Source organism: Bradyrhizobium sp. 4 (genome assembly GCF_023100905.1).
Classification (GTDB): Bacteria; Pseudomonadota; Alphaproteobacteria; order Rhizobiales; family Xanthobacteraceae; genus Bradyrhizobium.
In genome coordinates, this window is record NZ_CP064686.1 from 1,356,054 (window position 1) to 1,377,158 (window position 21,105).

The window sequence follows — 21,105 nt, forward strand, 5'->3', positions numbered from 1 at the left end:
GCGGCTTGGTAGGAGACGATGGCGCAACAAGGTGGAAAATATCGTGCATTCCGTAGATAGTGACGACCTCGAAGCGAAGCGCATATGCTACGCCTGCATTGGCGAGCAGTATCTAAGCGAAGAAGTTCGCGCAAAGGGCAAACGCGCCAAGTGCAGCTATTGCGACAAGGCGCGTCGTACCTTCAGCCTTGACAAGATGGCCGCACGTGTGGCGACCGCGTTCGAGCAGCACTACTATCGAACGTCAGATCAACCAAACGACTACGAATATATGCTCCAGCGCGACAAGGAGCTGAGCTACGAATGGAATCGACATGGCGATGATGTCGTGTACGCCATTCAAAACGCCGCCGAAATCCCTGAAGACGCGGCCCAGGACGTCCAGTCAATCCTGGAGGAGGAACATAGCGATTTCGACAGCGCGGCCATGGGTGAAGAGACGGAGTTCGCGAGCGACAGTTACTATCAAGAGAAAAAGGTCAGCGATGATGCTTGGCGCGAGGAATGGTATCGGTTCGAGAATTCACTCAAGACCGAGGCGCGTTTCTTCAGTCGCACCGCAGCTACGCATCTGGCGGCCATCTTCGACGGGGTGGATGCTTTGCGGACGCGGCAGGGGCAGCCTCTGGTCGTAGATGCGGGGCCCGGAACGCCCTTCCATACACTCTCTCGTGCCCGGGTCTTCCAGTCCGAGGACAAACTCGAGGTGGCGATGTGTCGGCCCGACCTCCAGCTCGGGTCGCCGCCAGCGCTGGTGGCTGCGGCAGGTCGCATGAATGCGCGGGGCATTTCTGTGTTCTACGGCGCCAACGATCCCAACGCCGCCATCGCCGAGGTGCGGCCTCCGGTTGGAAGCAAGGTTGCCGTGGCGCAATTCGAGATTCTCCGAAAACTCCGGCTGCTCGATCTGACGGCGCTCAAGAATGTCCAGATGCGCGGAAGCATCTTTGACGTCGATTTTGCGCGCCGGCTGGAACGAGCGCAATTTCTGAAATCTCTGAGCAACCGTATCACCCAACCGGTCATGCCCGACGATGAGCCTTTCGAGTATCTGGCAACGCAAGCCATCGCCGATTTTCTCGCAACGGAATCCTCGGTGCCCATTGATGGCATTATCTTCCCGTCGGTTCAGGTCGCGGGAGACGTGCTCAACGTCGTCCTATTCCACAAGGCTGGGCGCGTCGAGGCGATGGAAATTCCGAGCGGGACCGAGATCAGAGCCAGGACGGGGCAAAGTACCGCGGAGGGGTGGGAAGTCGATTACTCGGTATTCGAGGAGGTGCCGCCGCGGCCAAAGGTTGATGAAGAAAAGGAAAAATCGCCAGGATGGCCCGACTTCGATGCCATGCCGGCGTTGGCGGGAGAACGGGTCGATTCCGATCTGCGGGAGCCAAGCCTTCGCGTCATGCCGGACAGCGTCAGCGTACACCATGTGGAGGGCGTCGTCTTCAAGACAGACGAGTATCAGGTGCGTCGTTCCCGCTGGGAGAAGGACGATCGATCGCCGTTCTAAATTTACACCCGGTCACGAGAAGGTGTGTGATGGCGGCGGCGACTAATGGCGCTGACGCATGAGGCGCTTTCGCCGGCCACAAGCAGTGGCACGAAAATTCCTACGACGACCGCAAACCTATCGATGAGAACAGCGGCCCGAATTGGGACGCGCCAGCGCTTGCCTGCAAGGGAATAGCTTTCATTCTTCCTTTGGCGACCACGGATCAGGCAGGCTGACAATGTCGGCGAACCGCTTTCCGTCCCGAAACATCCACTTGTCGTCGTCCGCCTCAAATCGGTTGATCTCTCGTAGCTCGTCCGGAAGAGGGTGGTCCGCCCAAGGATGAACTGCGAGTACCGGCTGCCATTTCTCCTCTCTCAGCTTCCACAATCCTGTCTCAGGTAACAATAGAACTGCGCTCACATGCGTGTTCCGCGGACCGTTAGGCCCATGCCAAAATCCATTCTTTGCGCGAGTGATATGAGCCGAGCCACCGTTAAACTGCACGATCTCGTCGCCAAAGACGGCGTCTCCGTAACGCATCCGAGTAATCAGCTCGGCGCAGTCATCCGCCGGCATTCGACGCCGCGGTGAAACGAAAGCACCGTCACTTGCATTCGCCTTCGTCTCTCTACGCTCGAAATCAACCGGTAAAGCGCCCGGAATGACCGCCGCAAATCACATCGCTGCGCGATTTCGCACCCGCCCATTCGATGTAGTCGTTTCATCAATAATCCGTCGGACCGGAATAAACCTCGCATCAACGACATAACTTCGGTGCTTTAGTATTGGATTTTGGGCACGTTGACGAACGCTCTGAGTGTCGCGAATGATTGCGGTCATGGACGAAACTGAAGCCTAGGAGAACTCTCCCAATGCGCCGCGAATTGCCGCCCCAGTTGTCGACCTCCCGTCGTTCTCGCCCCGGCGACATGACGCTCCCGGACGTCGTCAAACTTTACAACCTGTCCCTGAACGTGCCCGTCGACCGCTTTTGCGAAGTCGCTGGAATTGGGACAACCAGATTTTATGAGCTAGTGAAGGACGGCGTGATCCGCGTTCGAAAGAACGGACGCCACACGACTGCTCCTGTGGAAGATTTGTTCCAGCTTCTGCGCGGCGATCAAGCCGCCGCCTAACCTTCCACTTCGGCGCGCGCGGTTCCGTCCCGCGTCAGCGCCGGCGCCGACCCGGCGGACGTACCCGGGCGGCGCTAGCGGCGGCGCGCTGCGGTCTCTGAACCTTTCCCCAGCGCGCCGCCCTTCATCCAGCAGATCGGGAGTTGACCGATGAAGCGCCGACGCAAGGCAGTTCCTTCAGCGCACATTTACGCGTTCCCGTCGGCCCGCCACCGTCGGATCGTCGCTTTCATAGCCGCCAAAATGCGCAAGCGACCGTCGGCTGACGACGCTGAGAAATATCAGATCGAGCACCTTGACATCGAGTGGGGCCGGCTCGCTGGGCTGGGCATCACCGATGCCGAAATCGAACAGCATTGCCACGCTTTCGCGAAGGCCGCTTGGCAGATCGTCTTCGCAGATCGTCGGACTTGGAGGGCAGCATGACTGAACGGGCCGTGTCGCGCGCCGTGCGCAACGCCCGGCGCGAAGTGGCGCCGGCTCAGGAAGGCGATCCCCGGCTTAATGTCCGCATCGCCGAGCCGAAGGCGAAGGTCTTACTTTTGCCCGGCCGCTTCCGGGACGCCGCTTACATCAAGCGCCACGTCGAATTCGTTCTGACGCGACCTGCCGAGCAAGGCGAGCAGCATGTTCGGCAAAATCTAAACGCGATCCGTCGGACACTGGATGAAATAGGCGTTGATCATTTCACCATCGACGCGGAAGTGCGGCGCATCGAAGCAAAGGTCCGCGCCGAACTGTGGCGGCAGGTTCTGACGCCGGGCGGTGACCAATGAGCACCGCTGCCGCACGCCGGCTTACCGGGCCGCGGTGGCGCGCCTAGAGCAGGCCCGGGCGCCGGCCGCTGAACAGTGGCCCGAACCGCCGCCTTCGATCGTGATCACGTCCGCGGCCGACCGGCGGGCCTTCCAAGGTTGCTTTGAACAAGCCGAAGGGTTCGAAGGGCAGCCGCTCTATCGCACGATCGTCGATGCCAACGGGACGGTCCACCCCGACGCGGCCTGGCTCAACCTGCTCAAGCCCGATCGTCTCCGCATCGCACTCGCCGCGGTCCGAGGGGATACCGAACGTTGGGGAGGCAAGCGGGCTAGGCAACGACTGGAAGGGGACCTGACAGCGCAAATTGTTTGCAGCGGAACGATACGGAGCCCAGTGCGCCAGAGCTATTGAAGTCTCCGGTGTCGAAGCCGCGAAGGACGCAGCACACATAGAAGCAAAGATAATCCATTATTTGCTGTATAGAATTCGCCAGTACGCGCCGCTTACCGTCTCAGGAATGTTCATCTTGGCGCGCGGCATGATGCTGTTTGAAGTGCAGAAGAGCAACTATTGCGGCGGCGAACAGGGGGCGAGGTCTGCTTCTGGGCCGCGAGTTAGTAAGTGCGGTCCTTCGCGTCGCCGGAATTGCGGCATAACATCGTCGAATGGGGCGGCGGCTTCCGCCGCCGTCCTCCGGGCCATCTTTACGAAAAAGGTCAACCATGGGCGAGCGAAGGCGAAGACGAATGATGATGGCATACCATGAAGCGGCCCACGCAGTGCTGGCTCGCCGTCAAGGGCTAGCATGCGCGGAAATACGTATGTCAGGATCGGTCGGAGCCCTAACGGCTTCGGCGTCTTATGAGAGTGGAGAAGCAGTAGAAGCGAAGATTGCGGGGTACGAGATCGATGCCGCTGTAGCATTAGCAGGACCAGTCGCGAACGTTCGGTTCTCAGGGCGTCCCAGCTCGTTTTCTGACGGCGCCGAAAGCGACTTGCAGATTGCACAAGCGGCGGCCGGTTCTATTGCTCTACTGAAATCTGGCCAGTCGTTGCCCGGCGCTGGGAACGAGGAGCTTGAACTTCCCCGGGACGTCCTTCGGCAGGCGAACGACATACTGGCCGTCATCTTGCAGAATTGTGAAGAGTTGGTCGACGAGCACTGGGCCGAGATTGATCGTGTAGCGAAAGTCCTAATGCACCGCGATCTGATCACGGCCAGTGAACTTGACCAGCTTATAGCCGAAACACCCAGCTGAATTGCATGTACCAAGCTGACCGCTCTGAACGCGGCAAGCTTTGGCGAAGGTCGCTCTAGCGATCCTTCCGGAACGCTGCCGGTTTCATTATCCAAGCGCTCGACGGCCGGGCCCGCGCTTACGACTTCCGATACAACCATATGGCGCTGTCCTTGCGTCGGCAGATCGACAATCCAGCGCACACCAGAAAACTCGAAATTAGGTTCCAGGGCGAGCGGATGTTGTTTGCGGAGTGGACCGACGATGGCTTTACCAAACGGTCATATAGGTCGGGTGATTGGGAAGCGCGGCTACGTCGGTACGAACGAGTACCCGCGCTGGCCGGGCGGGTCAAAGCAGCGACATGAAGCGCGACCGACCATACCGGCCGGCGGCGCTGCGGCTGGGTCAAGCAGCGAGCTATTTCGGACTGTCGGTCCACATGTTGAAGGCCGTCGGTCCGATCAAGCCGATCGAGTTCACGCAATCAAGCGGCGGCAATCGGTATCTGCGAGCTCGGGCCAAAACCATGCCTGACCGAGGTCGCGTTCACTTCGATCTAGGTAATCGTCAGGCGACGTTCTATCCCGAAGTGGCGTCTGATATCGATGTCGTGGTTCGCTTGCTCTACTTGGTGGAGGTCATCAGCGCGAAGCCGACGACCGCCAAGATCGCGACCGGGGCAACCACGACGATCAGTTTCAGGAAGAACGTCCCGGCTATGTCGATCGCCGGGTAGAACTGTTTACCGGCGGTCGGGGAAATCCAGCCGATGACGATGCGGATCGCTAGAAGGAGGATCGCGCCGGCGAGAGCCAGGATCAAAATGATTGCCAATAGCAGCCCCCCTGCAACACTCCGGAGGCGGCCGGGTTTGGCACCGACGGACATTACACTCGTGATTGGCGCGAGGAATTCTCCCGCGGTGGTTTTCCCCGATTAATGCGGCCTTGCGGCGCGCCGCGATGGCGCTTTTCCGCGTCCCTGATCTGGCGCGCCTCGTGGAATTCTTGGCGGGAGATACCGACGCCGGGCCGCTGTCAGCTTGCTAGCGTTCCGGGTGGTAACTCTAGGCAGATTATCTCCAAGACGCGCAACTTCACCCCGCGCTTGCGCTGCGTCATATTCGTCGGCAGGCCGCCGCTTTGCCCGCGCCTCGATATTAAGCGCATCGCCTTGCGCGCGGTAGGCGGCGCAGATCAGTTCGTCGTGGGCCTTCTTCGCCTTCGCAAGCCGCGCTTGAAGCTTCGCTGCAGTATAGGCAACGACAGCACGGTCGCGGGCGTCGAGTTCATCGACCGCCTCAACCTGCGCAGCTGACATGGTCGGCGCCTTCCGTTGCTTGCCGTGGCGGCCGGTTCGTTGTTCAACTGGTAACTGCTTTCCAGTTGATCGACGGGCTTTCGCTACGGTTGGGTGACTGACGCCGATTTCCGCCGCGATAGCGCGGTCAAACTTCTCCGGATTAGCAGCGATCGCTTCCGCCGTGCGCTGCGCGGCAGGGAGGTACGGCGCGCGGCGCAGAACTCCGTTGAGCCGCCCTCACAGGCCATGATCGCCGCCCGCAAAGTTTGATGGAGCGACGGCGCTCAAAGAATGGAGATGGCTGTTGGCTGCACTGCAACGCCTGATGGCGCGCGCGACTAGGATGCAAAAGGACAGGTCCGCGCTCCTATCGCTTGCCAAGGGGGTCTGATATTTTGTCGCGTGCCGATCTTTTTGATCCATATTTTTCGAAGACGCTGCAAATTCGATCGTGCCCCGGTGGGAAGTTTTATTCATGCAAAGCGATTTAAGCTGCGCCGAGCGTCACGCGGCGAGTACCGCTGAGGTCGAAAAGTTCGCAGCCGAGCCCCTCGCGACCGGCAGACCCGTAGCTGCAAACGATAACATTGAGGACGGGCCGTGGCTGCTCGTTCCATTTCCTGACGATTGGTGCGCGACGTGTTGAAACATAGTCCAAGAACCTAGCCCCTTCGCGCGGGTAGCGTCGCGACGGTAGAATGTTCGTAGACGACCGCTGACTAACAAGAAGGCACAATGAAATTTGTCGAGACCAGGAACAGTTATTGATCGCAGCGAGGTTTGTTCTTCATCAGAGGCTAGGCGTTGCGGAGTTCTCTTCCATGGCTACCCAGATCGTAATGGACAGCACAGGCGACAGCAGACATTTTTTTGAGGAAGACGACCCCAAGGGGCTCGCCGAGGCCGAGCGGCGCTTCAAGATGTTTACCGGCCGGGGATTTACCGCTGCCACTCGGACGCCGGCCGTTGATGCAACAGCGGAGGAAACGCTGTTCTATCCGCACTTAGTCGGCGGTTAGAACCGTCGTAGCACCGAAGATGTTTTTGTTCGGACGCAACGTCGCGCAGGGCGCGCGTTTGCGCGCCCTGCGTGCGCTTTATCGGAGCTTCAACGAGCAAAATGGCCCGGAAGCGCGTGCACGCCGTCTTTTGCGGGAATGGTTATCTCCAGAACAGCGCGCGCAATTTGATGTCAATGGCTTTTTTGAAGTCACTGGTTCTCTTACCGGCCGTCGATACCGAATTCATCAGGGCACCATGAGCAATGTTTTGGAGCTGGACGAAAAATTGGAGCCTAAGGTGGGATGGTGCTTCCTCCCCGAACGGGCGTTGGCAGTTGGCGATGTGATGCTCGCCCAGAAGATCGCACTCGAAACCGACGAAGCCGCGGTTCTCGCGATCGCCAAGTCGTTTTCTCCGAGACTGCCGTTTGTACCCCGAGCGGTGCGGCGCGCTCCCTAGATCTGATCATGGGCGGGGCCGCCGCTTGTGGCGGCGACCCCTAGCCGCGAAGCCGCCGGTACGCGAGACGAGGACGACTTCGCGACTGCATCCAGCATCGGCGCCGCCGGCGGCAGGCGCAAGGACGTCTGTGCGTTAGTGTTACTTGGGCTGCTTGACGGCGCCTGATGGCTTCGCAGACGGGGACCGCGAGGCGATCGCTTCAACCTTTTGCAGCGTTCGTGCGAACTCAGACCGCAGATGTTGGACGTGCGCGACGTCCCTCGGCTCTGACAGAAACGCGATCTTCACGAGGAAGCGGTTCAACAGCGACGCTATTCCAAGATTTTCGGAATGTTGCGACCGCAGTACGGTGAGTTGCCGACGCATCTCGACGAGATCAAGCGGTTCGTGGTCCGGCTGCTTTTCCAAACGAAACCGCCTGCAATCAAACGAAGCGCCGCGTCGAATATGGTGGTGCGACGACTTCGCCGTGGGTGGAGCCAGACGGGCAATGTCCGGCGTTCAGAAGGTAACGCTTCGCAGCGATGCTGCAATCGAGTTGCAAAATTAAGATTGATGCAGCGAGATCAGGTTAATTCTGGAACAGCCGTGCTGCCGATCTATAGCTCCCGTCCCGTCGCCGGGTGGCTGCGGTTCTTCACCTTGATCCAGTGCTTCTGCCGACGGCCACGGTGAGGCCGATCGCGATGCTTGGATACCAGCCCCTCAAGACCCATGCAGATAAGCGGCCCGGAATAGCTCAGGGCTGATCTCGCCGCGATCGGGAATGCAGCGTCTCAATCACGGGAGCCGTATTTCGTAAGCCGAGCTGGCTTACTCCCAGCCGCGCCGGCCTATTGGTCCTTCTGCCGAATGCTCGCGGTGGAGGCGGGCCATCTCGCGATTGGGCCGCCTGATGAAGTCGCGCTCGACGCAAAAGCCGGCCGTGATTGAAGCGGTCAGTGCAAGGCCGCAGGCGAGGTAGCTATTCATGAAATCCCACAAAATGTTGCTGCCCGCGACTACAAGAAAAGTGAGTGCCATGACAGTATCGCGAAATGCCCGAACCATGTTGCCCCAAACTGATTGGCGAGGCTTCACTTAGCATCGCAACCACGACGATCAGCGGCGTCGATGGGGCATCCGGCGCCGTCTTTCTGCACGGAGTGCGCGCTCGCTGAACCAACCGACCAGCAGGACCGCAAAGGCGGCGACAATCTCGCCGGCGGCCGCCCATCGGATCAGCGAAGCCCGGTCGTCTGCTGGCATCGCCGCGAGTGCATCAAGTTCGGCGCCCTTGTCCAGCGATGTACCGGCGAGGCGGTCTAGATCGGGGCCTAGCGCCTTGGCGAGGTCGGCGCAAGCGGCAGCCTGACAGGCATCGCCGACGGCGAACCGCCTACTGTTGTGGATCGCCGATGTCGAACGCGCCTAAACGGTAATCTTCGCCCACCGATTGCTCAGTCGTTGGCCCCACAATCAAAGTGAACGTCGCGTCGGGATAGCGCGTCCACACTTCGATGTCGTCTGACGTAACGGTTAGATAGCCGAAGAAGCATTTGTAACGGCCGGGCTCTGTCATGCGGCCGATCTTCTCCCAATTGATCTTGTTAACGCGCACGCCCTAGCTCCACTCGTTTTCGGGGAGCGAGCCGGGCGGCGGCTTGAGTTCTTCTAGGCCGGCTTCGATAGTTGTTATTTCGTCTTGGACGGCCTGAACAGCGTTCGCGGGATCGATGCCGGAGACAGCGTGTAGTTCGCCCAGCATCTTGCGCCGATGCGCGAGCAGGTCCGTCAAGGCACGTCGGTCCCGCACCTTCACGTAGCCGGCGACGATCATTTCCATGGCTGTTGACACTGCGTTGCCTCCACTGCGCCTTTGAGTTATCGCGGCCGGCTAAGCTCCAACAGACCGGCTTCGGTCATACGATATTCGACGCCTTTGCCCGTTGAGCGTCGCTCCATCCATCCGTTTCGAAAAAGAGCGAGCGTCGTTCCGGGGCTGTCGGGAAGCTTTAACGAAGACACCCAATCGCGGTCACGAAGACGATCGAGAAATTGCCGGTGATAGTGCTTAAAAAGCGACCTGCGCTTTTCTTGCCGACGGCTGTCTCGCAGTATCGTTTCAGGCGGGAGTTCGGTTTCCATGCGGTTTGTTGCCATCGCATGGTTTACGATCACTTAACGACCGGGAACAGCCGGCAATCTTTTCTAAATGGTTCATGGTTGTTGTTTTGCGGCATGGGAGGACGCATCTGCTTGGTTCGTGCCCACTGTCAGGCGAAGCTATGCTCGCCTGGTCCATCGAGCTTGAATTGCATCCGCTTGTAGCCGATAGCATCAAGTCGACCGATGACCAGCCCCACTGCCAGAAGGGCAGTCTTTGACCTTGCTCAAGGCGGTTTGAGACAAGGGCGCTTAGAACCCAACACGCAGCCGAACGGCGCCGCCATGACGTTGCTGAGGTTGTGGGCCCGGGTTCCTAGGAATACCGGGCCCGCCTTGTTTTACCGGCTCAGGTGGCGGCCGCGATCCGCCGAGAGATGCTCCACATTGGCATTGAACTTCCGTTACGGCGCGCAGGCGCCGCGGTCCCAGCTGGGCGCGTGTTTGGCGTCGGCGCCGGCCCATCCCAAGCCTGCATGTTGGGCTGGCCGGATCAATAACCAGTGTGCAACATGACCGGGCTGTCGAGTGCCGGCAGTCCTACGGCCCCGCGCTGCGGTAGGTGCGGACCCCGAAACGCGGGGGCGATTTGGCTATCCTGTCCAACTTCCCTAGCGGCTTGGAAGCGGCCGCGGGCTGCATGGAATGTCGCAGCGGCGCTGCCTCGGTACTCGCCCGGCGCGCTTCACAAGAACGCCGGATGACCAGCCCTACCGCGGGCCGAATTGGGAACGCCGGCGCGCATACCGATCACGTCAACCCGGATCGCGCGGGAAATAAATCAGCCACCTTTCGCAGCGGCCTTAGTCCCGTGCCGGCGCCCACCCGGGCGACACAAAGACCGAGAATGGTCCCGGCGCTGCAACCAATGATCGGAAGGAAGCACATGTTTCTATGATGAACAGCACCGCATCACCTATCTCCGCATGCTTGATGCCGATGCGGAAGGCGCTGACTGGCGCGAGGTATCGCGGATCATCTTGCGCATTGACCCGGAACGAGAGCCAGCGCGCGCTCGGCCCGCGTTCGAAAGCCATCTTGAGCGCGCGAAATGGGTCGCTGACAGTGGGTACCGTCGGTTGCTGCGGCAAGGATGGCCTTCGGCTGCTGAAAGGGCTAGGTCACGACAATGGCCGGCGGGCATCGCTGCCGCCGGCCATCGCTTTGCGCTACCTGTGGCTGGGGGGCTGATCGGCAGCGCTGATGGTAAGCCTGCCGAGCCCCGATTAACAACCCGTTAGCCAATTCGGGCAGGCTCTGGCTATTTCGCGGGCAACAACGCGGCGGTGTGCTGGGACCTGCGTTGAACCAGTTCAATGCTTTCGCAGCGGTATTGCCACATCCACGACCACGCCTCCGCCGTCTCTGGTGAACGCCTGACACCCGACTGCTGCGTTAGGAAGAGCAACGCTAGCTTGTTCGCCGTCGTCCTTGAGTGCGGTTCTCTGGCATCGATGAGCCGCCGCCTGCAGTTTTTTCGGATCGACACCCGTGACCGCGCTTCCTGCCGTCGCGGCGAGGGCAAACCAATCATTTGACGGGAAGCCGCTCGCGTTCACAAACTTTGGATCGCAGATTAAGACCCTGTCCGGCTTCTTGAAAAAGACACTGCCGCCGGAGGCCGAGAAGTGATCGAAATGCGTATTTCCCGCTCGATGATCCGAGCCGTTATCTCCCTGCATTCCGGCGTCTCGGCGGACCGCTCGCCGGCAATCGCGGCTGTGAGCCGGCATTCCGAGAAAATCATAGCCGTGAAGAGCACCGCATTTATGCCAACGAGAAGCCCGAGGCCCATGCCAAACAGACGGTGCACTTCTAATCTCTTGGGCTCACTAACTTTGTATCCGAAGCCGCGCCGACTATTCGCATCTTCTCTATCGGCGCCTCCGTTGTATCGGCAATCTCATACGTTTTATTGCTGCCGGAATATAGAAATACGACGGCTCCCGTCACGTCGGGCAGGTGCAAGAAGTAAGCGGCTTTTTCGACCGCGCTACGTCGAAGGAAGCGCCTCGGAAGGGACTTCCCTGAGGAGGAAACCTTCAACTCAACGATTACCTTCTCCGTAGAGCTCACTCCCGTTGATCGCTCGACGACGATATCAGCCTCTCTATCAGAGAACAGTTGGCTCTGTTTGACCCTAACACCTGGCACGCCGCGCAGCGCACTGACGAGATAGCCCGCAATAGTGCCCACCGTACGAAGATAATGCGGTCTCAATTGATCGCGAGAAACCAAAGGGTCATCTGTATGTCCTTGAGCAAATCTGAGAAGGGCGCTCGTAACTAAGTCAAGCAGCGGTGTGCCTGCCGGGTCGTCGGGGTGGCGGCAGGCGCTCGTGGGTCCGCCGCAGTGTCAAAAGGAAGTTTCCGTCGATCTGATCGCAAAGAACGATGGCGAAGACCGTGACAGATACGATTGCCATCAGGCCTTCGTCCTCGTCGAAATCGAGAGCGTAGTCGTGCGTGGAATGGGTTGCGCCATTCGGTCCGGTAACGCGTAAATTGATCCAACACTTTCTTTCGAAGTAGATCAGCCTGACCGAGGAACTCCTCGATTTTGTGGGGCGCGATACGCGACGGGTCCTTGCCAGCGAGCACTCGGTAAGCTTCCTTAACCCTCAAAAGCTTGATTGCAGCGAAAGACAACATCGGTGAATAGTGTTTGGTCTGGCTCGGATTGTCCTCGCTTGTAGTGCTTGATGGCGGCATCAATATGCGCCATCACCGCCTTTAGGCCGATTTTATAGGGGCCTGCAGGCAGATCTTTGATTTTCTGATCGAGAATTTCTGAAGGTCCGTCGAGGCACTTCCTCTTACCAAGCGATGGCATCTTCGTTGCAATTCTGGTCGTGCTGGCGTGTCGGCTAACGCTCGGGGAGGAAGGTTTCCGTGCTTGGGGGTGGCGTATCCCGTTCTTGCTGTCCGCACTTCTCGTCGTGTTTTCGATCAATCTTCGTCTCAAGCTGAGCGAGTCGCCGGTTTTCGAGCAGATGCGCCAGGCCGGCAAGGTCTCGCGCGCGCCGGTTCGCGAAAGTTTCGGCACGAGACAAGGATTTGGTTATGCGCTGTATGCTCTCTTCGGCGCGACGGCGGGTCTGGGATGCGTGTGGTACACCGGGCAATTCTACGCGCTGTATTTCCTGCAGAGCGTTCTCAAGGTGGATTTCCTGACGGCGAATGTCTGCGTCGCCATTGCCCTAGCCATCGGTACGCCCCTGGTGGTCGTGAGCGGGGCCTTGTCAGACGGCATCGGACGTCGTCCGCTGATCCTCACCGGACTTCTGCTCGCCGCCGCGCTCTACATTCACATCTACATGGGCGTTGCAAGCGCCACGGCTGCGCACAACTACGTGGCCGTCACCGCGCTATTCCTGGCGCAACTCGTCTTGGTAGTGCTGGTGTATGCGCCGAATGCCGCGTTTCTCGTCGAGCTCTTTCCGGCCCGGCTGCGATATACTTCGCTGTCGCTTCCGTATCCCATCGGCACTGGCATACTCGGCGGCTTCGTTCCGCTGATCAGCCTCTCGCTCGTCAGCTACACCGGCAACCGGCAACATCTACCCCGGCCTGATCTATCCCATCGCGATCGCACCAGCAAAAATGCAGTTACAAGTTGGATAGGCCAGACTCGCCCTAAGTCGACCTCATGAACCCTGCCCGACGAATATGGAAGCTGTCATGAGCAACGAAAGTGCTCACGTGAACACCGAGATCGCGTCCGACGCGCCTCTCTACAAGACCTCGATGTGTGCGTTGTGCGGGCTCATTTACAACGAGCGAGACGGATGGCCTGAAGAGGGCGTTCCGCCCGGCGCCCGCTGGGAGGACGTGCCCGCAGATTGGATCTGCCCCGACCGGCGTGCTGGCAAAAGTGAATTCGAGATGACCGAGGTCTGAACCAAACCGTTGATGCTGCGCGACCCTATGGTGCACGGCGTCCCACAATGCCAAAGGAGTTATCATGTACGTCCCTCCGCACTTCGTTGAGGCTCGCGCCGAGGTACTTCACCATCTCATTGAAAAAAATCCGCTCGGCATCCTCTTTACCAACGGGAAGAGTGGGTTTGACGCGAATCATATTCCGTTCGAACTGCATGCGCACGAAGGTCAGCAGGGCGTGCTTCATTCGCATGTCGCTCGTGCGAACCCTGTTTGGCAGGATCTCGCCACCGGTGATGAGGTTCTGATCGTCTTCCGCGCCGCGGATGCCTACATCGCGCCGAACTGGTATCCGAGCAAGGTCGAGTTCAAGAAGCAGGTCCCGTCGTGGAACTACATGGTTGCGCATGTGTACGGACGTGTCACGATCCGCGATGATGAGCGTTACGTCCGCGGCATAGTCGCGCGCCTGACGCGCATTCATGAGGCGAAACAGGCCAATCCTTGGAAGATGACCGACAGCCCCAAGGACTACATCGACACGATGCGCAAGATGATCGTCGGCATCGAGATCGAGATCACACGCCTGGTCGGCAAGTCGAAGCTCAGCCAGAACAAAGAGGTCCGGGATATCGTCGGCGCCGGCAATGCCCTGAAGGCACAGGGAACAATGTGATGGGCGAGGCGATGCTGGCCGTTGCCGCCGTCAAGGCGGAGCAGGCCTCATAGCCAGTCAATCAGCTGTGCTACCCTCCACTCGTTGGCAGCAGTGGCAATCATCTTCCGCGAGATCACGCTCACCTCGATCGCTTCAATTCGGCGATGCGTCCTGATCCATGAAGATCAGGCGTGCCGGATGTTGCTTTGCCGCGAACAGCTGATCATTGGTGATGAGCCCGGTCTCGAGGAGGGTGTCCAGAACCAGGTTTGCACGCTCACGCGCATTCGGAAGAGCAACATGCGAAGATAGATCTAGTGGCGCATTTATCAGGCCGGCAAGCAAGGCTGCTTCGCCAAGCTCGATATCCTGAACCTGCTTCTGGAAATAACTCTGCGCAGCTTTACTGACGCCGAAGATGCCGCCTCCGATCTGCACACGGTTTAGGTAGATCTTCAGGATTTCATCCTTGCTGAGCCGCCATTCGAGCCAAATTGCGACAAGCGCCTCCTGAATCCTGACCTCCAAATTTGGTTGATCTGAGGGGAATAGAATTCTCGCAACCTGCTGGGTAATGGACGATCGCACGGCCTGTGTGCCCGGGGCGGCATGCAATGAGAGCGCGATCGCGGTAAGGTCAAAGCCGAAATGGCTATAGAAGCGGCGGTCCCCGGTTGCCAATGTCGCCTTGACTAGGACGTCCGGAAGCTCCTTCACTGAAATCGAGCTGTAGGTCGCGCAAGCGCTGGTCAGACCCGTGCGACATTCCGGCAGACAGAGTGTGGGATCGTCGCCCTGGCTCCAATCCTGATCACCTGTTTTCTGAAAAACGGGGTTTGCCACGATCATTAACACTATGAGGCTGATGAGCCCGAATGTTAAGGCCTCCGAAAGCGGATCGATGATCGTACAGCGCAAGGATCGGGGAACAAGCCTTGCACCGCGCATAATCGACGAGCCACGCGTGGCTCCAGCCATCATACGATCTGGGATTGGGGTTCTTCTTCGCGGTATCATCTGACTCACTTGCGTTTCAAATTGTTTTGAACTTAGCGCGTCGAAACGCGTGCTGCCTGCGGCACGCCGCTCCGTTCGGACGTCCCCGCCAGACAAAGCATCTGTCGTAGTTCTGGAGCCGCGACACGCCGCAGCACAACGTAAGAACTCGCGCATCAGCTGCACCTTGCCGAGGGTGCCGGCAGCGAATTCTGCAGGTGAGAGGTGAGCCCGTGTGAATTTGTTTAGCCCTCGCGGGCTATTGTCGAGCGCTTCTGGTCCGCAAGATCTGCTTCTGGTTGCCAGCACGCGGGTTGCTCGAGCGAGTTGCGCGACGGCGGATGACTGCTGCGACTCTCTGCGGAGTGGGCCGTAGCCATATGCAGCCGCGCGCGCTCTCGTCGGATGCGAAAGCGCCGAGTACGGACGCCGTAGCCAGCCCCACCGGCGGCGACAATCGAAAGGACAATAAGAGCTGCCACCATCATCTCAAGCACGCCTCGCAGATCCTCAATGTCCCGCGCCTGCACCTTGAGGCCGGAATGTGTCTCGGGTTCGGAGAATCGAACCGGTAGTTAGTACAACTTGACGCTAGGTAAGATTCAAGTGGTGTTAAGGTCCAGCTCTCGATTCAGTCAGGTATCGGTTTGAACCGCCCGGGTTTGTCGGACGCTCCAACTCCTGAGAGGATGGAGCCATGACGAGCAAGACGACGGACAAATTGTCACCCGAGGTCCGAACCCGAGCGGTTCGGATGGTTCTGGATTTCTCCGGCGAGCATCCTTCGCGCCGGGCGGCGGTGAGATCGGTTGCGGCAAAGATCGGCGGCACACCGCAAACGCTTCGTGACTGGGTCAAGAAGGCGAGATCGACAGCGGGCAGCGGACCGGCGTTCCGACTGAGATGGCCGAGAAGCTGAAGGCCCCGACGGGAGAACCGCGAGCTCCGGCAGGCTAACGAAATCCTACGGAACGCAAGCGCCTATTTTGCGATGGCGGAGCTCGACCGCAGGTCCAAGCCATGATCGCCTCTTGATGATCCATCGTGGGCGCATGGGGGTGAGCCGATCTGCAAGGTCCTGCCGATGCGCCCCCTCGACCTACCACGCCGATGCGGCCAAGCGGCGCGATCCAGCCAAGCGGCTGAAAAAACAACGCCAACGCGCGAGTTCATAACAAGTGCAATTGTCAACCCACATCAAGATCGTCCCGATTTAACCGATTTGGCGAGGAGCCCACATGCAGCGTCTTTTGTCCGACAAGAAAGTCGCCTGGTGCCGAGTCATTCGATCAGTCCTGGTTAATCCGCCTGCAGCCCGCACCCCGCGCGTCTGGCCCAACCTTTGCTGTAGTGATGGACCCACTGTAGATCTGCATGAAGCTGACCACCGACTTTCAGGAGCGCGGTCCGGCACGGTCTCGCTGTGCGGTTGACCGCGCTTTCGGTGCGGGAGGAGAGCTGCTCTAAAATTGGGATATGATGACGAAGAGGGCGTCGATGCAGAGTTCTCGAGTGGTCGCGCCGGAGACGAGTTGCACGTTGTGGGCATTCGCTGCGCATTAAGCGGCGCGATCCCAGATAGGAGAAGTATGGATCGGATCCCTTCGGGTAAAGGCTTGCCAGAGCCCAACACGAAATTGTCTCATCTCGGTCGCGCGCCGGCTGAACACGCCGGGATGGTCAATGTGCCTGTCTATCGAGGTTCCACGATCGTTTCGGAAAGCCTCGAAGAGTGGGATAGGCGCAAGCAGAATCCAGTGACGAACTACGGACGATTCGGCTCACCGCTGTCTCGCGCTCTCGAGGCTGCCATTTGTGAACTGGAAGGCGGGTATCGTTCGATCTTGTTCCCTTCTGGGCTCTCTGCGTGCTCCCACGCGCTTCTCGGGATCCTGAAGGCCGGGGATCATGTTTTGATCTGCGATAACGTCTATGAACCGGTCAGGATATTCGCGAACGAGGTTCTAACTAGATTTAAGGTCAAAGTGGAGTACTTCCATCCCACACAACCTTCGGATCTACTCGCGAAGATTGGAGCAAAAACGCGAGCTGTGTACCTGGAGTCCCCGGGGTCACTGACGTTTGAGGTACAGGATCTTCCCGCGCTGTGCGCGATCGCGCATCATTCGGGTGCGCTCGTGCTCATGGACAACACTTGGGCGACGCCGCTCTATTTCAAACCCTTTCTCCATGGCGTCGACATTTCGATCCATGCCGCGACCAAGTATATCGTTGGTCATTCCGACGCCCTTCTGGGCATTGCTACTGCTAACAAGGAAGCGTGGCCGCTCCTGCAGCCAAGCGCTCATCATTTCGGGGAGATCGCTGGGCCAGATGACATCTATTTAGCTCTTCGTGGACTGCGGACACTAGCCGTTCGCATGAGGCAGCATTGCGAAAATGGCATCAAGCTGGCTCAAAGCCTGGAAGACCACCCGGCAGTGGGCCGGGTTCTACACCCTGCGCTCCCAAACGATCCCGGCCACAATATTTGGAAGCGGGATTTCTTGGGTGCAAGTGGCCTGTTCGGCGTCGTTCTGAAGGCTATGCCCAAGGCCCAGCTTTCGGTTTTCTTCCAGAAACTGCGCCTTTTTGGAATCGGATTGTCGTGGGGTGGGTACGAAAGCCTTGCGCTGCCTGTCGATGATCCTCCACGAACGGAAGCTAAGGTTTCATTTGATGGACCGTTGATTCGTATTCACGCCGGCATCGAGAGGCCGAGTGATCTCATTGCGGACATGCATCAGGCGCTGCAAGCCGCCTGCGAACACTCCGTGAGCGACGCTGCTTACCAGGATGAGAGCAGAGACGGGTGATTTCAAGGGCAGTATTGATGGTGCGAGGAGGCCGATAAGAGCGACGCTTGGGGGGCGCTATCGCAACCATGCGTAAGGCTTCTGTCGGTCAATGTGCGTGAGCACAACGCCCATGTGTGCGGTCGGTTGGATCTCATTTAAGCTGCAGGCCATTGCCGTATTCGGATGATTCGCTTGCCCAAACATGTCCGGGTGCTTTTCAACACGAGCGCTTGGCAATAGGCGACCGCGCAACCGGGAATCTCCGGCTTTCCGTTCGGTTACGGCGCGACCGCAAACGGGTATATCGCAGCGGATGCATGCCATTTCTGCGTCTAATTGCCTCTGTGCCCTATGACGCGGGCGCCGGGTCTACTAGCTCGGCTGGCCCCCGGAGCAGAGGCGCGGAGGCTGACCCAAGGCGTAAACGATCGTTCGCGTACTTGCCGATGCGACATACATTCTTCAGCTAGCACCAACAAGGTTGTCTCTCTTGCGACGAATGTCCGAATTGTAGCAGTGAACGTGGCGCCCAGTTCTCCAACACTCCTGCTTGCGGCAGTGCTCCTGCCGCCTCAGCTGGGACGACATTTGCTGGACGCTTCAGGTCCGCCTCCTCCGGAAGAGGCGCATGCACAATGTTCTCTATCGAGCAGCTACCCGATCTCAGCCAACTCGATTGCAGCTCGTGACGAGAAGTATGACTGTCGCGTTCGGTCGAGCACTTCGAAGCAAGATGAGGCCGAAGTGGGGCAGGGCCCTGCCCAAATCGATCCACTCAAAAGACGCAGCACCGGATTGCCTAAGTCGGTGGCGGGAGGCACCAAATGGACCTATTTTGCTTCATCGAATGCGCAAAACAGAGTCGATCTCCCGAGGTGTTGTTCGATCTGCTTGTGAGCTGCTCGAGCGAACAGGGCTTCAGTCAAGTCGCTTACGGGGCGCTGACGGGCGCGGAGCCGACCCGCCGGCCAGAGTATCTGCCAGCCGTCGTGACGGTGAACTTTCCTTCCGCGTGGCGCGAGCGCTATGCTGAACGCCGATACAATGCCATCGATCCTGTGGTTCGGTACGACGATGCAGTCGGCGCCGTTTCTATGGGATCAACTCGCTCACAAGATCAATTGCAACCCGGCGGAGTGCGTGTGTTGAACGAGGCCAAAGAGGCGGGTCTGAAGCACGGCGTAACCGTACCACTGTTCGGACCATTTGGACGGCTATGCGTCGTATCCTTTGCATCCAGGTTCGACGATGTCGACCCTCAGTATCGCCTCAGTCGTCTCAACGCATTGGCTTGGCAGTTTCATCATGCATTTACAGAAATCGCGCCCTCATCGGAGGGCAAATGCCATATGAAAGTGGCCCTATCCGAACGAGAAAAGGATTGCCTCCGCTGGGTGGAAGAGGGGAAATCATCCTGGGAAATCGGAGTGATCCTGAGAGTCAGCGAGAATACGGTGAACTTTCACCTGAAGAACGCGATGCGAAAGCTAGAGACGAACAGCCGTACCCATTGCCTTGCCAAGGCGATTCGCCCCGGTCTAATCTGACGTTTCGGCGCCGCTGCCCCGTACCGACCTATGTCGAAGTCACGAGCGATCGATCTGACCAGCGTGGCAACATGACAGCGAGGACACGTTCAGCCCAAGGTGCAGAAGATGCTGTCGCCGCGAATAGCTGACACGCCTGTCGTCTCGTCGTCTTCGGGGGCATAGATACGTATCCCGCCGAGGGTTGGTCGAGTTTTCGAGGCGGGAGAGGTTCGTACGATCGCCTAAATCCGACGTGGACTGGCCATGACGGTAGACCATTCGGCGCATCGATGACGCGCGTGCGATCACAGTGATCTTCGCAAGCGTGCTTGGTTGTGGATGCCGATACCCATCAATATGGGAGCGGTTTTTGGGCCTGGATTGCGGCCAGCTAGTCGCCTGGGATAACGGTATTGCTTGATGCAGCAAGCCTGCCCTTGCAAAAACAAGCCCCGGCCATGGGCCGGGGCTTTCGATTCTTCGTTCGTACTGCTGATCAATATTTCAGAAGAAACGGGCCGCCGAACTTATAATTGAGCCGGGCAGTCAGAAGATCGAAATCCTGGTGGACGCGATCGGTTCCGCCTGCGGGCGCGGAGAAGTGCACCGCTCCGGGCTGCATGAATAGGTGGTCGTACTCGAGGCTGACCGACCAGCTCGGCGCGAAACCGTACTCAATCCCAGCTCCCAGCGCACCACCCCAAAGAATGTGGTCGCTCTTCCCAAGCTGCGCGCCCGTGAGGGTCGAGCTAATCTGATAGGTATTGCTCGTCACTGCGGCACCACCTTTGGCGTAAAATAATACGTTGTCTACGGCATAACCGATCTGCCCTGTTATCAGGCCGAACGCATCAATCTTGGTCTGGTTGATATCCGCAAACGCGACGCTGTCATTCGAGCCGGTCAAACCAGCCCAGTTCCCCTGGCCTTCAACACCAAGCACGATCTGGCCCGTCTGCCTTCGATACCCGATCTGGCCACCCACAGTACCGCCGGTCGCATCATGGCAGCCCTCAGGTGTGCCGCCATTGAAGTCCCAGCAATTCGCGCTTGAGCCCAAGCCGCCGTTCAAGCCGACGTAGTAGCCGCTCCAGTCATAGATCATAGCCGCAACAAGCTGCGGAGCTTTGCCATAGAGAGGCTGGACGGGCTGCGCAGCCAGATCCGCGCCGAATGCGGGCGCAATCGCGCCGAGCGCCACAATGCTTGCAGTCGCGAGCAACAAGTTCTTCATTTCTACTCTCATGTCTTGAGTGCCCCGAGCCTCGCGCGTCTTAACAACATCCGCACGGATAGCTGTAGCTGCACCGCAACATTTCGTCGGAAAGGAATGCTTGAACCGAACCCTGCGTCAGGTTGCGGCGTTGCGGATCACGCTTCCCAATGCTCTTTCGCGTGCGAACCAGATTGCGTCGCGTCGGCGAAAAGCGAGCTGCTGATCTCAGCGGATGAAGCGCACCGCAACCCACACGAGGCCCAGCCACACCGCAACCGAAAAGAGCAAAGCGCCTTGCAACGCCCTTGCTCTTATCCTGTGACGCCACCGAAGGAGCTGCGATGAGCAACCGGTGAAGCGCCGACCCCGTATAACAGATATCACGTCATCGTAATCTGCGAACCGGAAGTGAGAGCGATGCTTTCGAATATACGCCAGCCGCTCAGTGGGTGAGAGGCACTGCGCCCACACTTCCGATGCCT

General features: G+C 58.9%; 22 protein-coding genes, 2 pseudogenes and 1 other annotated feature. Of the genes and pseudogenes, 14 read left to right on the forward strand and 10 right to left on the reverse strand.

Annotated features, from left to right (window positions below; genetic code table 11):
• Positions 1-31 precede the first annotated feature (31 nt).
• The gene (locus tag IVB45_RS06315) at positions 32-1,513 is read left to right on the forward strand and encodes an RES family NAD+ phosphorylase (RefSeq protein ID WP_247360320.1); all 1,482 of its coding nucleotides are present in this window, start codon (positions 32-34) and stop codon (positions 1,511-1,513) included.
• A gap of 180 nt (positions 1,514-1,693) precedes the next feature.
• Here the strand turns inward: IVB45_RS06315 and IVB45_RS06320 are convergent, their stop codons facing one another.
• Entirely contained in the window at positions 1,694-2,074 is a 381-nt protein-coding gene (locus tag IVB45_RS06320) for a hypothetical protein (RefSeq protein WP_247360319.1), read from the reverse strand.
• A gap of 296 nt (positions 2,075-2,370) precedes the next feature.
• On the opposite strand from IVB45_RS06320, the gene IVB45_RS06325 reads away from it, so the two are divergent.
• Positions 2,371-2,634, forward strand: a complete 264-nt coding sequence (locus IVB45_RS06325; RefSeq protein WP_247360318.1) for a hypothetical protein — start codon at positions 2,371-2,373, stop codon at positions 2,632-2,634.
• Between the two features lie 177 nt (positions 2,635-2,811).
• Here IVB45_RS06325 and IVB45_RS06330 read toward each other — a convergent pair whose 3' ends face one another.
• The gene (locus IVB45_RS06330; protein WP_247360317.1) at positions 2,812-2,991 is read right to left on the reverse strand and encodes a hypothetical protein; all 180 of its coding nucleotides are present in this window, start codon (positions 2,989-2,991) and stop codon (positions 2,812-2,814) included.
• A 23-nt stretch (positions 2,992-3,014) separates the two neighbouring features.
• Between IVB45_RS06330 and IVB45_RS06335 the strand changes: the two genes are divergently transcribed.
• The 3 genes from IVB45_RS06335 to IVB45_RS06345 all read left to right on the forward strand — a co-directional run bounded on the left by IVB45_RS06335 (position 3,015) and on the right by IVB45_RS06345 (position 4,652).
• Positions 3,015-3,410: a DUF6074 family protein gene (locus IVB45_RS06335; protein WP_247807603.1), complete on the forward strand. Its 396-nt coding sequence runs from the start codon at positions 3,015-3,017 to the stop codon at positions 3,408-3,410.
• Positions 3,400-3,804 carry a hypothetical protein gene (locus IVB45_RS06340; protein WP_247360315.1) on the forward strand — a complete coding sequence of 135 codons (405 nt, stop codon included), beginning with the start codon at positions 3,400-3,402 and terminating at the stop codon, positions 3,802-3,804. The genes IVB45_RS06335 and IVB45_RS06340 overlap by 11 nt, the downstream gene beginning before the upstream one ends.
• Before the next feature lie 410 nt (positions 3,805-4,214).
• On the forward strand, positions 4,215-4,652 hold the full coding sequence (locus tag IVB45_RS06345) for a hypothetical protein (protein WP_247360314.1): 438 nt from the start codon (positions 4,215-4,217) through the stop codon (positions 4,650-4,652).
• A 606-nt stretch (positions 4,653-5,258) separates the two neighbouring features.
• Here IVB45_RS06345 and IVB45_RS06350 read toward each other — a convergent pair.
• The gene (locus tag IVB45_RS06350) at positions 5,259-5,522 is read right to left on the reverse strand and encodes a hypothetical protein (RefSeq protein WP_247360312.1); all 264 of its coding nucleotides are present in this window, start codon (positions 5,520-5,522) and stop codon (positions 5,259-5,261) included.
• Positions 5,523-6,757: 1,235 nt separating this feature from the next.
• Between IVB45_RS06350 and IVB45_RS06355 the strand changes: the two genes are divergently transcribed.
• Positions 6,758-6,955, forward strand: a complete 198-nt coding sequence (locus IVB45_RS06355) for a hypothetical protein (RefSeq protein WP_247360311.1) — start codon at positions 6,758-6,760, stop codon at positions 6,953-6,955.
• 19 nt (positions 6,956-6,974) lie between these two features.
• Positions 6,975-7,397, forward strand: a complete 423-nt coding sequence (locus tag IVB45_RS06360) for a hypothetical protein (protein WP_247298775.1) — start codon at positions 6,975-6,977, stop codon at positions 7,395-7,397.
• Between the two features lie 816 nt (positions 7,398-8,213).
• Here IVB45_RS06360 and IVB45_RS06365 read toward each other — a convergent pair.
• From IVB45_RS06365 to IVB45_RS06375, 3 genes are all read right to left on the reverse strand, one after another.
• Positions 8,214-8,423: a hypothetical protein gene (locus IVB45_RS06365; protein ID WP_247339996.1), complete on the reverse strand. Its 210-nt coding sequence runs from the start codon at positions 8,421-8,423 to the stop codon at positions 8,214-8,216.
• A 355-nt stretch (positions 8,424-8,778) separates the two neighbouring features.
• The gene (locus tag IVB45_RS06370; protein WP_247339997.1) at positions 8,779-9,000 is read right to left on the reverse strand and encodes a hypothetical protein; all 222 of its coding nucleotides are present in this window, start codon (positions 8,998-9,000) and stop codon (positions 8,779-8,781) included.
• 3 nt (positions 9,001-9,003) lie between these two features.
• Positions 9,004-9,237: a hypothetical protein gene (locus tag IVB45_RS06375; RefSeq protein WP_026232951.1), complete on the reverse strand. Its 234-nt coding sequence runs from the start codon at positions 9,235-9,237 to the stop codon at positions 9,004-9,006.
• 1,201 nt (positions 9,238-10,438) lie between these two features.
• Here IVB45_RS06375 and IVB45_RS06380 point away from each other — a divergent pair.
• Positions 10,439-10,639 (forward strand): annotated as a pseudogene (locus IVB45_RS06380) (DUF2285 domain-containing protein); the annotation flags it as partial.
• Positions 10,640-10,858: 219 nt separating this feature from the next.
• On the opposite strand, the gene IVB45_RS06385 reads toward IVB45_RS06380, so the two are convergent.
• Together IVB45_RS06385 and IVB45_RS06390 are read right to left on the reverse strand one after the other, a co-directional pair.
• On the reverse strand, positions 10,859-11,227 hold the full coding sequence (locus IVB45_RS06385; RefSeq protein WP_247296012.1) for a hypothetical protein: 369 nt from the start codon (positions 11,225-11,227) through the stop codon (positions 10,859-10,861).
• 931 nt (positions 11,228-12,158) lie between these two features.
• On the reverse strand, positions 12,159-12,377 hold the full coding sequence (locus tag IVB45_RS06390; protein WP_157642942.1) for a hypothetical protein: 219 nt from the start codon (positions 12,375-12,377) through the stop codon (positions 12,159-12,161).
• Positions 12,378-12,396: 19 nt separating this feature from the next.
• Between IVB45_RS06390 and IVB45_RS06395 the strand changes: the two genes are divergently transcribed.
• The 3 genes from IVB45_RS06395 to IVB45_RS06405 all read left to right on the forward strand — a co-directional run bounded on the left by IVB45_RS06395 (position 12,397) and on the right by IVB45_RS06405 (position 14,102).
• The gene (locus IVB45_RS06395) at positions 12,397-13,197 is read left to right on the forward strand and encodes an MFS transporter (protein WP_346015309.1); all 801 of its coding nucleotides are present in this window, start codon (positions 12,397-12,399) and stop codon (positions 13,195-13,197) included.
• A gap of 94 nt (positions 13,198-13,291) precedes the next feature.
• Positions 13,292-13,444 carry a rubredoxin gene (locus IVB45_RS06400; RefSeq protein ID WP_247360330.1) on the forward strand — a complete coding sequence of 51 codons (153 nt, stop codon included), beginning with the start codon at positions 13,292-13,294 and terminating at the stop codon, positions 13,442-13,444.
• Between the two features lie 64 nt (positions 13,445-13,508).
• Complete coding sequence (locus tag IVB45_RS06405) at positions 13,509-14,102, forward strand: FMN-binding negative transcriptional regulator (RefSeq protein WP_247360308.1); 594 nt, start codon at positions 13,509-13,511, stop codon at positions 14,100-14,102.
• 135 nt (positions 14,103-14,237) lie between these two features.
• On the opposite strand, the gene IVB45_RS06410 is transcribed toward IVB45_RS06405, so the two are convergent.
• The gene (locus tag IVB45_RS06410) at positions 14,238-15,032 is read right to left on the reverse strand and encodes a transglycosylase domain-containing protein (protein WP_247360307.1); all 795 of its coding nucleotides are present in this window, start codon (positions 15,030-15,032) and stop codon (positions 14,238-14,240) included.
• Positions 15,033-15,777: 745 nt separating this feature from the next.
• Here IVB45_RS06410 and IVB45_RS06415 point away from each other — a divergent pair.
• From IVB45_RS06415 to IVB45_RS06425, 3 genes and pseudogenes are all read left to right on the forward strand, one after another.
• A pseudogene (locus tag IVB45_RS06415) lies at positions 15,778-16,186 on the forward strand (transposase); the annotation flags it as partial.
• Positions 16,059-16,174 (forward strand) — a sequence feature (AL1L pseudoknot). (Overlaps the previous pseudogene by 116 nt.)
• 363 nt (positions 16,187-16,549) lie before the next feature.
• Complete coding sequence (gene metC, locus IVB45_RS06420; protein ID WP_247289243.1) at positions 16,550-17,896, forward strand: cystathionine beta-lyase; 1,347 nt, start codon at positions 16,550-16,552, stop codon at positions 17,894-17,896.
• Between the two features lie 806 nt (positions 17,897-18,702).
• The gene (locus tag IVB45_RS06425; protein WP_247360306.1) at positions 18,703-19,425 is read left to right on the forward strand and encodes a LuxR family transcriptional regulator; all 723 of its coding nucleotides are present in this window, start codon (positions 18,703-18,705) and stop codon (positions 19,423-19,425) included.
• 478 nt (positions 19,426-19,903) lie between these two features.
• Here IVB45_RS06425 and IVB45_RS06430 read toward each other — a convergent pair whose 3' ends face one another.
• A complete protein-coding gene (locus tag IVB45_RS06430) occupies positions 19,904-20,641 on the reverse strand; it encodes an outer membrane beta-barrel protein (RefSeq protein WP_247360305.1) in 738 nt (245 codons plus the stop codon).
• Positions 20,642-21,105 lie beyond the last annotated feature (464 nt).